Here is a 14,083-nt window from a genome sequence, read left to right on the forward strand (position 1 = left end):
CACATATAGTGGGATTGAACTGCAGAAGCCAGGCTCAGGAGGCCCCGCATGCTCGTGCTCGTCATCAATTCCGGCTCATCCTCCCTCAAGTACCAGGTGCGTGACGTCGCCGCAGGGAGCGTCCTCACCGAGGGGCTGATCGAAAAGATCGGCATGGGCAACGGTGGCGACGGTGACGGCGAAATCGAGGGCCCGCGGGATCACGCCGAGGCGCTGGAACAGGTGGACGCCGCCATCCACCAGGAGCTGGGCGACCTGGAGCTGGCCGCCGTCGGGCACCGGGTGGTGCACGGCGGCGAGCGGTTCGCCGAGCCGGTGCTGATCGACAACGAGATCACCCGCGCCATCGAGCGGCTCAACCCGCTGGCGCCGCTGCACAACCCTGCCAACGTGCTGGGCATCCGTGCCATCACCAAGAAGTGGCCAAAAATGCCGCAGGTGGCCGTGTTTGATACCGCCTTCCACCGCACCCTCCCCGAGCACGCATGGCGCTATGCCGTCCCGGACGAGCTGTACACCAACCACGGCATCCGCCGCTACGGCTTCCACGGGACATCACATGAGTACGTCACCCGCCGCGCTGCCGCGTTGCTGGACCTCCCGGTCAACGAGTTCGACGGCGTCATCGCCCACCTGGGCAACGGCGCCTCCGTCACGGCCATCCGGGGCGGCCACTCCGTGGACACCTCCATGGGCTTCACCCCGCTGGAGGGCCTGGTGATGGGTACCCGCTCGGGCGACCTGGACCCGTCCATCCTGGTGTTCCTCGGCCGGGCAGGATGGAGCCCCGAGGACATCGACACCATGCTGAACCGGGAATCGGGGCTGAAGGGCCTGGCCGGCAACAACGACATGCGCTCGGTGGTGGAGGCGGCCGAGGCCGGCGACGGAAAGGCGGCAACCGCGCTCGCCGTCACGTCCTACCGGCTCGCCAAATACATCGGCGGCTACCACGTGGCTGTGGGCGGGGCCAAGGCATTGGTGTTCACCGCGGGAATCGGCGAGAACTCGCACCAGTTCCGCGCCCTGGTCGCCGAGAAGCTGGGGGCCTTGGGTGTGCAGCTCGACGCCGGACTGAACGCTGAGCGGTCCAAGGAACCGCGCGTGATTTCCACGCCGCAGTCCGGCCTCCCCGTCCTGGTGGTGCCCACGGACGAGGAACGGGCCATCGCGGAGGCGACGGCCGCCGTCGTGGGATCTGGGTCCACCCAGTAGCCCATGCCGCACATCACCCTGCCGATCCGTACGGAGCGGCTCATCCTGCGCCGCTTTGAGGGCCGGGACCTTGACGACTTCCACGCCTACCATTCGCTGCCCGAAACCGCCCGGTTCCTGCCCGGCCCGGCCAAGACGTACACGGAGTCCATGGAGCGGGTGGGCCGGTATGCCAACTTCGTCTTCGAAAAGGAGGGGGACTGGGTGGCGCTGGCCATCGAGGCCTGCGGTGAGCCCGGGCTTCAGGGCGAGGTGGTGCTGAAGTGGCTGCCCGGGAATGGCCAGGGTGAAGTGGGCTGGAGCCTGGCGCCGGGTGCCAGGGGCAAAGGCTACGCCACGGAAGCTGCTGAGGCGATGCTTCGGCTGGGTTTCGAGGAGCTGGGCATGCACCGGATCGAGGCGCGGCTGGATGAGCTCAACACAGCCTCCGCAGAACTCTGCCGGCGGTTGGGCATGCGGCAGGAAGCGCGGCACGTGGACAAGTGGCACTACAAAGGCCAGTGGGCCACCGAGCTGGTCTACGCGGTCCTCGCTGACGAGTGGCGTGTGACCCGGTCCCTCAAGCGGCTGCAGCAAAAGACTGGTGGTTGAGCCTGTCGAAACCCCGCTTGGTTTCGACAGGCTCAACCACTGGGTCCGGGCTCAACCACCGGCTTTCGTGGGAGCGCCTAGGCCCGCCCTTTGAGGATCATGTTCCAGTACACCTGCGGGAAGATGTCCCGGTCCACCACCCAGGACAGCCTGCTCTCGTTCCAGGTGGGGATCCGGGGGACGGTGGGCATGGGCCGGTAGCGGTCGTCGAACTCGGCGAACACCACCGTGTTCCGGGAGACCGTGAAGGGGCACACCGAGTAGCCGTTGTATTTGGCCGGCAGCGGCTTGCCTTTCCGGGCAGCCACCAGGTTCTTGGCCAGCACCTTGGTTTGTTTGCGCAGTGCCCCGCCGGACTTGGAGTTGGTGGTCCCGGCAGCGTCGCCCAGGGACCAGACGTTCGCAAACCGGATGTGCCGCAGGGTCTGCCGGTCCACCTCTACAAAACCGCCGGCGTCACCGGGAGAGGGCAGTGCTGTTGCCTTGAGCCAGTCCGGCGCTGACTGCGGCGGGACACCGTTGAGGACGTCGTAGTGCAGGTTCTCCTCACCCCCGGACTCGATGTTGCGGATGGTAGCCAGCTGCCCCGTCGGGTCCACTGACACCAGTTCGCTGTTGGTCCGCAGTTCGATGCCGTACTCGGCGATCTTGCGGTCCAGCTCCCGGTCCACCTCCGGCACCCCGAATACCGTGGGATAGGGCTGGACCATCACCACCCGGATCCGGTCCAGCACGCCCTGCGCCTTCCAGTAGTCGCAGGCCAGGTACATGGGCTTCTGCGCCGCGCCGCCGCACTTGATGGGGCCGGCAGGCATGGTAAAGAGGGCGGTGCCGGATTCCAGCCCGCTCAGCAGGGTCCACGCCTTGGGTGCCAGCTCGAACTCGTAGTGCGAGGCGCCGTGTGGTGAATGGACGGCTTCGGCAAGGCCGGGCACTGCTTCCCAGTCATACTGCAGGCCCGGGCACACCACCAGCTGCCCGTACGCCACGGTGGCACCAGACTGAAGGGTCACGGTGTTCGAGTCCGTGTCCACGCCGGCAGCGGCGTCCCGGATCCAGGTGACGCCCTCCGGAATCAGCTGTTCCTGGGGCCGGATTGCCTCCTTGGCCGAGGCCCTGCCCCCGGCGATGTGCGAGAACAGGGGCTGGTAGAGATGGTGGTCCCGGGGTTCGACGATGGCCACGTCTTTGACGCCGTACCGCTCCAGCCGGGCGGCGAGGGAGATGCCCGCGTTGCCGCCGCCGATGATGACAACCTCGTGCTGGGCCGCCACCGGACTACTTCTTCTCGGTCAGGGCCGAGGCTTTGTGGGCCGCGCGTGCTCCGGTCTTCGCGGACTCCACCACATACTGGGGCTCGTCCTCACTGGCACGGTGGGTATGGCCGTCCAGCTCGAAGTCGCTGGTTTTCTTCTCGACGATCCTGCCGTGCGTCTTGCCCTGCGGCGTATTCCATTCCACGGAGGTTCCCTTGCTCAAAGACATCTGCTCTCCTAGCTGGGGTTTGCGGTCGGCTGGGGTTCCACGGCGGGGGCCGTGCCCCCAGTATCCGCCGTTGGGACCGGCGTCTCAACGGGGATGTACGACGGCGGTGCGTCACCAGGGGCGGGCTGAATCGCAGGGACGGTGGGAACGGCAGTCCCTGCCGGCGCGGGTGCTTCGGCCCCCGTGCCTGAGCCGGGAGCGGACGGCCCCGGTGCGGGAAGTCCGGGTTCGCCCGGCGTGGTTGCCGCTGGCGTTCCGCCCGGCGTGCCCGTGGACGCGGATGTTCCGGACGATGGATTGTTCGCGGCGCCTGCGTCGGCCCTGATAATGGCCGTGATCTGCTCCTTGTAGGCTGCGAGCCGGCCCTGGATGTCCGAGAGCGGCACGTTCCGGATGTTCCGGCCGTACTCTGCGATCTCGGCCCAGAGCGCCTGGAGCGATGCCATGCTGTCGTCCGTCAGCGGCCCGTCCAGGGTGAGGACCAGTTGGCTGGCGAGGGCGTAGGTGAGGCATTCAAAGCAGTTGTAGTTTGCAACCGCGGACAGGTTCTCGGGCACGATGACGTCCGCCTGCCCAACAATGAGGACCACCTGGAATCCCACTGCCACGGCCGCGCAGCCTGCGCAGCTGGCAAAGGCGTAGGCCTCATTCCGGGTATCCACGGGTTCGCCGTCCTCGGCCCATACCAGCGCAAAGGCCACACTGTAGGTCACGGAACCATCGGTGGTGTTCACCGCCAGCGCCTGGTTGCCGCCCTCGCGGGGAGCCGCGGGCCGGTCGAACGGGAACACCCACGACGGCGCGGCCAAGTTGCCGGATCCAGCCGCGGAACCAGCCGGCGAACCAGCTGACGAACCAGCAGTGGAACCCTGAACGGGAACCAGCACCATGGCCAGTTGCGGGTTCTCCCGGGTTGGCGTCGCGGCTCCTGCCGGCCAGAGCGCAACCGTCCTGCCGCTGCCGCCCTCACGAAGGGCCGTGCCCGCCATGGGCAGGATGGACGCGGAGGCATCAGCCAGCGTGCCGCGTTCATAGGGCTGGACCGGACGGTACGTCCCGCCGTCGGGCCACCAAGCCCAGGCCAGCCCGGCCAGCAATGCTGCCACGGCACCCATGGCAGCGGTGCGCTGCACAAACCTGCCGCGTGTCTTCTGCCAGAGCCCGGTGACCAGCTGCCGCAGGAGACGGAACAGAATGTAGAGCATGCCCACCGTGGGCAGGGCAACGGCGGCGATGGCCAGGGCGCGCACGGCAGCGCCGGCAAGGTCGCCGTCGGAAAGGCTCTGGTTGAGCATCGCCTGCTGTTTGGCGCCGCTGCCCCAGGCGGTGGCGAGCAGCCGCGGGAGCGAGACCACCATCATGGCCAGGCTGAAGATCAGCAGTGGCACGGTGACCAGCACCCACAGCGTCACCACGGCACGCGCCCAGGGCTTGAGGACTTTGTTTTCCGGCCGGCCCCACCGCCACGGGAGCAGGCCGAGCAGGACCGGCTTGATGCGCTGGAAGAGGTCCGGGACTCCGGTGGCATCTGCCAGGATGTGGTAGCCGTCGAACCGGACCAGCGGCAGCAGCTGCCGGACCATCTGCAGGATTTGCGTGACCACCACCAGCAGCAGCGCGTCGAAGCCGGTGGCCCACCACAGCGCCATGATGGCCACCGCAACGATGGCGTTGAAATACAGTCCGCCCAGGTCCGTGCGGAGCCTGCCGCCGCGGCCCAGCCGGTATGAATCGGTGACGTCCGTGAAGAACGCCGGCCAGATCAGGTAAAGACCGGTCCCCATGGCGCCGGGGGTGGCGCCGCCTTTGCGCGCGGCGGCTGCGTGCCCGAATTCGTGGAAGCCGGCGGACAGGATGGTGACGGCAAGGATCAGCAGGAGCAGGACAGGGTTGTCGAACGCCTGGTGGGTCGCCGAGCCCAGCCCCTTCACCATCAGCACCCACCAGCACGAGGCGAGGAACGCCGCCGTCACTCCCACCACAATCAGCGGGTGGAAGAGGACGGCGAAGGGCGCGGTGATCCTGCGGGTGCGTTCCGGGTCTGTCACTGTGTAACGGAAACGCATGCCGAGCAGGGGGTCGGCCTTGCGCACCTCGGGTTGTGTCCCGTCTGCCAGCCGGAGCAGGCCAAGCGGCAGCAGTTGGGAATCCATCAGCGTGCGCACGTTATTGGCGCTGATCAGTCTTCCTGACGCCGCACTGGCATGCTCCGCGATGTCCTCCACGGTCCGGCTGCCGTCCACCGCCTCCAGCACCGCGAACAGCAGCGGCGTCAGCTGGAGGGTCTGGCCATCCCCGCGGCGGACCAGCGAAGGGGGTTCCCGGTAGCCGGATCCCTGGGACCGTCCGATGAGCTGGACGCCATCGGCCCGGGCAGGGACCGGCAGTTGGTGCCCGGCCAGGGGCGCAGCAGACGACGGCGGGCCGGCCTGGGGGCGCGGCCCACCGGTGGTGTGGGTCATCTGTGTTTACTGTTCGAGGTCGGACTGCTGGTCTGCAGTGGCGTTGGCTGCGCCCTCGATGTGCTGCGTGATCAGTGCGTCCTGGTCCGCCACGGCATAGGCCTGGCTGCCGATCGATCCGATGTTGGCCGCGACGGCTGCGTCGATCGGTGCGGCCACATTGGCGTTGGCTGCCACGGCTCCGTTGATCGGCGCGGCGATGTCCGCGTCGGCCGCCAGGTCCACATTGACGTTGAGCAGGTCCCCGTCGAGCGCTGCGGCGGGATCCACCGGCACAGCGCCAACATCGGGCAGGGCTTCGCCCAGGCCGCCGTCGGCTGCTGTACCGGTGCCATCCGTGCCGGTGGTGGTGCCCGCGGTACCTGTCGTGCCGTCGTCGATGGTGTCGTTGCCCTGGTCAATGACGCTGTCCTGCGTGGACTCGGCGTTGGCGTCGGCCACGATGCCCTGATCAATCATGACCCCCTGGTCCGCCAGCGCCTGCGCCTCGGAGCCGAAGGAGAGGATATTGGCCGAGGCGGCCGCGTCGATGGGGGCCGCCACGTTGGCGTTGGCCGCAACGGCAAGGTCGATGGGCGCTGCCGCGTCGATACCCAGATCCAGGTCCGCATTCAGGTCAAGGACAGAGGCCACTTCCTTGTCCGGCAAAGCCGTGGCCTGCTCTGCGATCAGTTCGTCGTTGGTCAAGGGACGCATTTCCTGTTCCATGCTCACTCAAAACCTCCACATGCGGCGCCGGTTAACCTGCCCCCAGCGGGCAGCCGGCGCCAGACAATAGTAAGCATGATTACCTTCTTTGGGTACCGGGCAGCGGCGGCCAGCGTCATATTGCTGCTGTTCAAGCCGTCTGCAGGCATCAGGGCAGGCCTCCGGGGTAGGGCGGCCTGCCCCTCCCGAAGGCATTGACAGTGGCGGACGGCGGGTCCACTCTGGCGCTGTGCCTGCCATTGTGCCGGCAAAGCCGTGCCGGCATCAGGTGCCTTTCAAAGGAGACTGCAGTGCCTGTTGTAGAAGAAAGTGTTGTCATCGCCCGGCCGCCGCAGGAGGTTTTCGAGTTTCTGTCCAGATTCGAAAACATCGCCGTCTACGATTCCTCCGTCACCTCGTCCGGACAGGTCGGGGACGGTCCTGTCGGGATGGGTTCCCGGGGGCGCGGAACCAGCAAAATCATGGGGCAGCAGTTCGACTGGGTTGTGGAAGTTACCGAGTTCGATCCGCCCCGGCGCATGGTGTCCCGTTCGGTCGAGGGCAAGCTGGACTTCACCGTGACGTTCACGCTCGAACCGGCCGACGGCGGTACGCGCGTCACCCAGAGAATCGACGCCGCGTCCGGCCTGGGCGGGGTCTTTGGCAAGCTGGCGGACGCGCTGGTGGCACGGGCGCAGGGGAGGACGGTCCGGGCCAATCTCGAGACCCTGGCCGAGTGGCTGGCGGAGCACCCGCAGGGCTGAAGCGACTGCCGTGCGTGGGGCAAAAGGCAGGCGTCGACGGCGGGGCGCGCCCGCCGTCGTACGCCTACTTCAGCCCGGCGCCGAGGAGCAATTCGGTGGCCCCGAGGGAATCGGCGATGAAGGCGTAGTCCCAGGCCCGTTCGCGCCACTGGACATAGCGGCCGGACGCGCCGCCATGGCCGCCGTCCATCTCGATCTTCATCACGATCGGCTGGCCCGCGGTGGTCTTGTTCCGCAACTCCTGCACCCACTTGGCGGGCTCCACATAGAGGACCCGGGTGTCATTGAAAGACGTTACGGCAGCGATCTTCGGGTATGCCGTCCGGTGCACGTTCTCGTAAGGGGTGTAGGACTTCATGTAGGCGTAGACCTCGGGGTCCGTGATGGGGTTGCCCCATTCCTCCCATTCGAGAGCGGACAGCGGCAGGTCCGGGTCCAGGATGCTGGTCAGCGGGTCCACGAACGGCACCTGCGCCACAATGGCCGCGTACTTTTCCGGGGCCATATTGGCCACCGCACCCATGAGCAGGCCGCCGGCAGAGCCGCCCAGGGCCGCGATGCGGGACGGGTCCACCCAGCCGGAGCCGGCCAGCCAGTCGGTGGCGTCAATGAAGTCGGTGAAGGTGTTCTTTTTGGTGAGCTTCTTGCCATCCTCGTACCAGTGCCGGCCCAGTTCGCCGCCGCCGCGGATATGGGCGATGACGAACACCACGCCGCGGTCCAGCAGGGACAGGCGCGCAATGCCGAAGCCTGGATCCATGCTCAGCTCATAGGAGCCGTAGCCGTACACCAGCCCGGCCGCCGTCGAATCCTGCTTGATGGCCTTGTGCCGCAGCACCGAGAGCGGGATGCGGGTCCCGTCCGCCGCCGTCGCCCATTCGCGCGTGGCCACGTAGTCGCTGCCGTCATAACCGCCCAGCACCGGGCTTTCCTTCCGCAGCAGCAACTCGCCGGCGGGCTGTTCAGGGGTGGGCAGCACGAAGTCGTAAACCCGCGACGGCGTGAAGTAGGACGTGTAGCCCAGCCGGATCACGGGGGCTTCGTAGTCCGAACCTCCCACTCCTGCCGTGTACAGCTCTTCATCGAAGGCCGGCTCCACCGGCGGCTCCTGCGCGGCGGTGCCCAGCCCGGCCAGGCCGATCACCTGGACGCGCTCGATGGTGTCCTTGCGGATGGACACCATCAGGTGGGTGGAGGTGACGCCCGCGCCGTTGACGCGCACGTCGTCGGAATGTTCGACGACGGTGGCCCACTGCTGCTCGGCCAGCGGCTTCTCCAGCTCGGCCGGGTCCGCCAGGGAGACCATCGAGTTGACGGCGCTGCGGTTGTGGGTCAGCAGGATCTTTTCCGTCTTTTCACCGTCCGGCCCGGGCAGCAGGAACGGTTCGGCTTCATACAGCACCCGCTCGTTGCGGGAAATCACGGTGGTGAGTTCCTGGGCCGGGTCGTCGAAGCGGAGCAGGCGGGTTTCGCTGTACTCGGAGCAGCCGATGCCCAGCACCAGGTAACGCCGGTCCGCGGAGAGCTCGAAGCCCAGCCACATGGCGGCGTCGTCCTCCTGGTAGATCACCACGTCTTCCTCAACCGGGGTGCCCAGCGTGTGGGCCTTGACCTGGTAGGGGCGCCAGGACGCGTCCACCACCGTGTAGAAGATGCGGGTGCCGTCAGGGGAGAAGGAAACGCCGTAGAAGATGTTCTCGATGACGTCCGGCAGGAGCTCGCCGGTGCGGAGGTCCTTGATGCGCAGGGTGAAGCGTTCGTCGCCGCTGTTGTCCACGGCATAGGCGTACAGGGTCCCGTCCACCGTCACAGCGGTGCCGCCTATTGAGAAGAAGGCTTTGCCCTCCGCTTCGACGTTGCCGTCAAGCAGGACTTCCTCGCCAGGGATCTCGACGCCGGGCTCCACCCGGGGCGGCGTCCAGTCCCGGACGGGATTGCCGGTGTCTTCCGCCTTGACCCGGCATTGGATGCCGTACTCCTTGCCCTCCACCGATCGGCTGAAGTACCACCAGCCATCCTTGCGGTGCGGGACCGACAAGTCCGTCTCCTGCGTGCGGCCCTTGATCTCCTGGAAGATGGCCTCGCGCAGCGGCTCCTGGTGCGCGGTGACCGCTTCCTGGTAGGCATTCTCCGCCTTCAGGTGCTCCACGACCTCGGCGGATTCCTTGTCCCGCAGCCACTCGTAGTTGTCCACAAAGGTGTCCCCGTGGTGCTTGCGTTCGATGGGAACCTTCTTGGCAACCGGGGGAGCTGGCGTGGCGGTGGTGCTGGCGGAATCCTGCAGCGGAGTCTGGGTCATGGTTTCAATATATAGACCCGCCCCGACAATGAACCGGCCGTTCGCTACCGGACGATAACGCCCCATCACCTCCCGCAGAAATCCAGGTGATGCCCTATCACTTTTGGTCCCCAACCGGCCGCCTTGGGGACCAAAAGTGATAGGGCATCGGGGTGATGGTGGCCTAGTGGGGTTCCGGCCGCAGGCGTATCCTGTTCACGCTAAGGCACATCCGCCCAGCGTGAGAGGGGAAGCATATGACCATCCCGCCAGTGCACGAGCCCGAACCGTTCCCGCCGGAACCAGGCCCGGACCAGCCTGATCCCACCCAGCCCGGCTATCCCGGTCCGCAGCCGCCCAATCCCTTCCCGACGCCGGAACCTCCCGGGCCGCTGCCAGTGCCGGATCCGGGGCCCGCACCGCTGCGCCCGGACCCCACCCGGAGCTGACCAGCCAAAACACCCACAAGAAGGGGCCCTCTGCACAGCGCGGGAGGCCCCTTCGCCGCGCCTGGGCGGCCCCGCAAAAACAAGAAAAATTCGTCCCCGAACCGCTTGCAGACCTACCGTCCGAGTGGTAAAAAATCTATATCAGCCAATACAGATTGGCTGGTACCAAAACCAATGTTGGACCGTCTCTTACGAGGAGGGAAGCCATGTTGATGCGAACCGATCCGTTCCGCGAGCTGGACAGGCTGGCCCAGCAGGTCCTCGGCACGGCAGCGCGTCCGGCAGCGATGCCCATGGACGCTTGGCGCGAGGACCAGGAATTCGTCGTCGCCTTTGATCTGCCCGGCGTCGCACTGGATTCGGTGGATCTGGATGTGGAACGGAATGTCCTGACGGTGCGGGCCGAGCGTCCGGACCCCGCGGGCAAGGACACCGAGTTGATCGCCTCCGAGCGGCCGCGCGGCGTGTTCAGCCGCCAGCTGATCCTCGGGGACACCCTGGATACCGATAACGTCAAGGCAAGCTACGACGCCGGTGTCCTGACGCTGCGGATTCCTGTCGCCGAAAAGGCCAAGCCGCGCAAGATCGAAATTGAAACGAAGGGGGCGAAGCAGGAAATTTCCGCCTAGTCTCAACAGGATCGGGACGTCGGGTATTCATTTATTGCTGACTGCCTCTTGGGCGGATCGCTAGTATGCACGCCACAGCGCTTAAAGCGCATCGGCAGCCTACGCCTGAACCTCCCGATACGGTGGCCCCCGGTTTCGGCCGGGGGTCATCCCATGCCCGGGCTTCACTTTCCTCCAACGCTGGGTCAGGTCCGGCCCAATAACGCGGCAACGGCCCAATAACGCGGCAACATTGGGCGCAAAGTGACCCGTGTTGCTTCAGGGCGCTTAGGTGTTCAGCTCCAGCATCAGGGCGGGCAGTTCGTCGGCCAGTTCACGGGCGAGGAATCCGAGGGGGCCCATCCTGCTGGCGAGCCGGTCCGCTGCGGCAGCATGGAGATGCGTCCCCCAGCAGGCAGCCTGTGCGCTGGTTGTTCCGCGTGCGCGCAGTCCCGCAATCGCTCCGGCCAGCACATCGCCGCTTCCGGACGTTCCCAGCCCGCCGTAGCCCGTGGTCATCAGCCACAGCTCGGCTTCCTCCCCGGCGCCACCGCCCGACGGCCGGGCTATGAAGCCCTGGCAGCTCACCACCGCCTGGAATTTGTCCGCAATCGCCGCCACGTCCGCCGCGAGGTCATCCACCTCGCGCTCCAGCAGGATGGCCGCCTCCTTGGGATTCGGCGTGAGGATCAGCCGCCCCTTCCACGGTTCCAGCTGGTCGCCCAGCTTCAGCAGGCCGCCCAGGGCGTAAGCGTCGAGTACGACGGCGGGACCCCCGCCCGCGGTCCCCTCACCGGAGTCTGTCTCAGCTGAGCCCGCCTCCTCTGTGCCTGAGCTGCCGGTCCGGGTCTCCCTCTCCAGCAGGCCCCGCAAAAGCTCCTCGGCAAGATCCGGATCGTCGAGGCCCGGGCCCACCAGGATGGCATCGGCACGGTCGAGGTAGGTCGAGATCTGGTCCAGCCCTTCGCCTGTCAGCGACCCCTCATCAGTTTCGGGAAGGCCTATCGCTCCACATTCGGGCAGCGCCACAGCAACCTGCACGGCCACCGACTCTGCAACGGCGAGGCTCAGCTTCCCCGCGCCGGCCCGCAGCGCAGCAGTACCGGCCAGCAGCGCCGCACCCGGCGTGGCCCGCGCTCCGCCGATCACCAGGACGGAACCGCGTGAATACTTGTCCTCGCCCGGCGCCGGCAGCGGCCACTCACGCAGCAGTGAGGGCGTCACCAGGGTAGGGGAGTTGGCCTCACTTCGGGTGGACACTGGCATCTCCGGCATGCTCGGTGACGGTGACACCCTGCTCCGTCAGGTGGTCCGCCACGTTGAAGCTCTCCAACGTCCAGGGTCCTTCGCCGGACGGCCGCACATACCGGGTGAGGGAGGCATTGAGGACGGAGGTGCTGGCCGCCAGATCCAGGATTTCCTCCTCGTTCATTCCCTCCAGGACATACCGGAAAAGCAGGATCACGGCGTCGTGGCAGACCAGCATTACCCGGTGCCCGGTGCTGAGGTTGTTCAGCTCGTCAAGAACGGACCGCAGCCGCAGGGCAACGTCGGCCCAGGACTCCCCGCCCGGCGGCCGGTAGTACAGCTTGCCCAGCCACTCCCGGCGTTCGGCCTCCTCAGGGAAACGCTTCTCCACCCCCAGCCGCGTCAGCCGGTCCAGGATGCCCAGTTCGCGGTCCCGCAACCGCTCATCGGTGCGGACCTTCACCGGCCATCCGGCGGTTTCCACCGCGATCTCGGCGGTCTGCCTCGCCCGGGCGTAGGGGGATGAGACCACGGCATCGGGCCGGAGGTCCTCGGCGATGCGGGCCAGCGCCGCGCCCAAGGCTTTGGCCTGCTCCTGGCCGGTCCCGGACAGGTTCACGTCCGCGTCCCGGGCGGGCACCTCGATGACCTCGGCCCCGGCCAGCCGCGCGTCAGTGGCTGCCACGTTTCCTTCGCTCTCACCGTGGCGGACCAGGAGCAGTTCCACGGCTCCGGCCTCCTGGACAGCCTCCGTCAGTCCGTCCTCTTTCACAAGAAATCACTCCGTCCGCCTGGCTTGCCGAATGCAGGAACACTACCAGCGGCGTACCCACGGGCAGCGAACCTAAACCAGGCGGCGGAAGGGGAGGAGTGTTTGCCACCAAAATGCGCGGTCAGATACCGCCCGATATTCACGGAATGTTGGGCTGGAAGTGATCCCGCGTTGCTTGTCACCAAGGGGACAGTCCCTGACCCAGTGAGCCCGGCGATCAGCTCGCCGGCCGGAAGCCGGCCAGCTCCTATTCCACGGCGAACTCGGCGATCCTGCCCTCCCACAGCGCCGCGCCCACCGCGTTGATGCCGCCGTAATCGGGAAACAGCACTGACTGGGCCCCCACGAAGCCGGCCCCGGCCGTGGGCAGAGTCATGGTGCGGATCGCATTCGCGTCCAGGTTGCGCAGGCTGTAGGCGAGGATGGCAGCCTGCACCGGGTCAAAGCCTTTGTTCACCGTCAGGCAGCAGGACGCGAAGTCCACCAGCCCCCGTACTGCCGTTACATCGTTCAGGGCGCCATTGGCAGTGAGGCGGGCGAGGATGGCCCGGAGCAGGGTCCGCTGGTTGCGCACCCGCTGGAAATCGCCGTCGGAAAACGCGTAGCGCTCGCGGGAAAACTCAAGCGCCGCCTGCCCGTCCAGGTGGTTCACGCCGGGGGTGAAGACGTGCCCGGTGTCATGGGTGGACTGGAACGGGACGGGTACGTCCACGTCGATTCCGCCCAACCCGTCAACGAGGATCTTGAAACCGCCGAAGTCCACCATCAGGGTCTGGTCGATGGTGATACCCAGCAACGACTGGACCGCGGCGGTCTGCATGTCGATGCCGCCATACTGCAGGCCGGCGTTGACTTTGGAACCGCCCAGGCCCGGGATGTCCACCCACAAGTCGCGGTTGATGGAGATCATGTACAGGTTTCGCCGGTCGGCCGGGACGTGGACCACCATCAGGACGTCGGCGCGCTGGTCCATGGGTTCACCGGTGGCCGCCGTGTGAGCCGCGGCGTCGTGGGCGTTGCCGCGCATGTCACTGCCAATCACCAGCACGTTCATGGCCGCAGCAGGAAGCTCCGGAATAGGGGGTGGCGGCGGGGCGGCCGGGGCAGGCGGGGGTGTTTCGGAGGGAGTCTCAGCGGGAGTATCGATGGGACTGGCGGATGGGGAAGCGGTTTGTGCTGCTGCGGGCTGCGCCGCCGTCCCTCCGCGGCTGAGGTTGACGATCGCGACGACGGCAACCGCCACCAGTGCCAGGGCCAGCAGGGCGGCGATCCAGCGCCGCCGGCCATGCGCAACCCAGCCCAGGCCGTGCGGATGGGACCCGGAAGGGGTGGCGCCGGAGGGCTCAGAACCGCCTGGCATGCTCATTGTGCCTCACCTCATTGTGCGTTTGGTGGGATCAGTGTCCGCCCGCGAGGGCTCCGCTGGCTACATACGTGTCCAAACTGTCACCTGCCAGGGCCTGCAGATGCTCTTCACCGTCCAGGGGTCCGGCAGCAGTTGTACGGATGGCGCCCGCCGGGTTC

The 14,083-nt window shown here is 67.0% G+C and carries 13 protein-coding genes; 5 read left to right on the forward strand and 8 right to left on the reverse strand.

Features of this window, described 5'->3' with window-relative positions:
- The first annotated feature begins 48 nt into the window (after nt 1-48).
- Together QF038_RS03465 and QF038_RS03470 are read left to right on the forward strand one after the other, a co-directional pair.
- Complete coding sequence (locus QF038_RS03465; RefSeq protein WP_307608778.1) at nt 49-1,215, forward strand: acetate kinase; 1,167 nt, start codon at nt 49-51, stop codon at nt 1,213-1,215.
- 3 nt (nt 1,216-1,218) lie between these two features.
- Nucleotides 1,219-1,806, forward strand: coding sequence for a GNAT family N-acetyltransferase (locus QF038_RS03470; protein WP_307608781.1), 588 nt, complete (start codon nt 1,219-1,221; stop codon nt 1,804-1,806).
- Between the two features lie 77 nt (nt 1,807-1,883).
- Here the strand turns inward: QF038_RS03470 and QF038_RS03475 are convergent, their stop codons facing one another.
- Genes QF038_RS03475 through QF038_RS03490 form a run of 4 tightly spaced genes read right to left on the reverse strand, consistent with a single transcriptional unit; the run spans nt 1,884 to nt 6,461 of the window.
- Nucleotides 1,884-3,080, reverse strand: a complete 1,197-nt coding sequence (locus QF038_RS03475) for an NAD(P)/FAD-dependent oxidoreductase (protein ID WP_307608783.1) — start codon at nt 3,078-3,080, stop codon at nt 1,884-1,886.
- 4 nt (nt 3,081-3,084) lie between these two features.
- Nucleotides 3,085-3,291: a DUF2945 domain-containing protein gene (locus QF038_RS03480; RefSeq protein ID WP_307608785.1), complete on the reverse strand. Its 207-nt coding sequence runs from the start codon at nt 3,289-3,291 to the stop codon at nt 3,085-3,087.
- Between the two features lie 8 nt (nt 3,292-3,299).
- Nucleotides 3,300-5,753, reverse strand: coding sequence for a M50 family metallopeptidase (locus tag QF038_RS03485; protein ID WP_307608787.1), 2,454 nt, complete (start codon nt 5,751-5,753; stop codon nt 3,300-3,302).
- Between the two features lie 6 nt (nt 5,754-5,759).
- Entirely contained in the window at nt 5,760-6,461 is a 702-nt protein-coding gene (locus tag QF038_RS03490) for a peptidoglycan-binding protein (protein WP_307613391.1), read from the reverse strand.
- Nucleotides 6,462-6,751: 290 nt separating this feature from the next.
- Here QF038_RS03490 and QF038_RS03495 point away from each other — a divergent pair, with 290 nt between their 5' ends.
- Nucleotides 6,752-7,204, forward strand: a complete 453-nt coding sequence (locus tag QF038_RS03495) for an SRPBCC family protein (RefSeq protein ID WP_307608789.1) — start codon at nt 6,752-6,754, stop codon at nt 7,202-7,204.
- Between the two features lie 64 nt (nt 7,205-7,268).
- On the opposite strand, the gene QF038_RS03500 is transcribed toward QF038_RS03495, so the two are convergent.
- Nucleotides 7,269-9,503 (reverse strand): S9 family peptidase, encoded by a 2,235-nt coding sequence (locus QF038_RS03500; protein ID WP_307608791.1) that lies wholly within the window; start codon nt 9,501-9,503, stop codon nt 7,269-7,271.
- 236 nt (nt 9,504-9,739) lie between these two features.
- On the opposite strand from QF038_RS03500, the gene QF038_RS03505 reads away from it, so the two are divergent.
- Together QF038_RS03505 and QF038_RS03510 are read left to right on the forward strand one after the other, a co-directional pair.
- The gene (locus tag QF038_RS03505; protein ID WP_307608793.1) at nt 9,740-9,931 is read left to right on the forward strand and encodes a hypothetical protein; all 192 of its coding nucleotides are present in this window, start codon (nt 9,740-9,742) and stop codon (nt 9,929-9,931) included.
- 206 nt (nt 9,932-10,137) lie between these two features.
- Nucleotides 10,138-10,560 (forward strand): Hsp20/alpha crystallin family protein, encoded by a 423-nt coding sequence (locus QF038_RS03510; RefSeq protein ID WP_307608795.1) that lies wholly within the window; start codon nt 10,138-10,140, stop codon nt 10,558-10,560.
- Between the two features lie 267 nt (nt 10,561-10,827).
- Here QF038_RS03510 and QF038_RS03515 read toward each other — a convergent pair whose 3' ends face one another.
- From QF038_RS03515 to QF038_RS03525, 3 genes are all read right to left on the reverse strand, one after another.
- Nucleotides 10,828-11,805: an NAD(P)H-hydrate dehydratase gene (locus QF038_RS03515; RefSeq protein ID WP_373461505.1), complete on the reverse strand. Its 978-nt coding sequence runs from the start codon at nt 11,803-11,805 to the stop codon at nt 10,828-10,830.
- Nucleotides 11,783-12,559 carry a histidine phosphatase family protein gene (locus QF038_RS03520; RefSeq protein ID WP_307608800.1) on the reverse strand — a complete coding sequence of 259 codons (777 nt, stop codon included), beginning with the start codon at nt 12,557-12,559 and terminating at the stop codon, nt 11,783-11,785. The genes QF038_RS03515 and QF038_RS03520 overlap by 23 nt, the downstream gene beginning before the upstream one ends.
- Nucleotides 12,560-12,806: 247 nt before the next feature.
- Nucleotides 12,807-13,925 (reverse strand): LCP family protein, encoded by a 1,119-nt coding sequence (locus QF038_RS03525; protein WP_307608802.1) that lies wholly within the window; start codon nt 13,923-13,925, stop codon nt 12,807-12,809.
- Nucleotides 13,926-14,083: the final 158 nt, after the last annotated feature.

Origin of the sequence: Pseudarthrobacter sp. W1I19, from assembly GCF_030817835.1 — a bacterium.
In the GTDB taxonomy this organism is placed as follows: domain Bacteria; phylum Actinomycetota; class Actinomycetes; order Actinomycetales; family Micrococcaceae; genus Arthrobacter.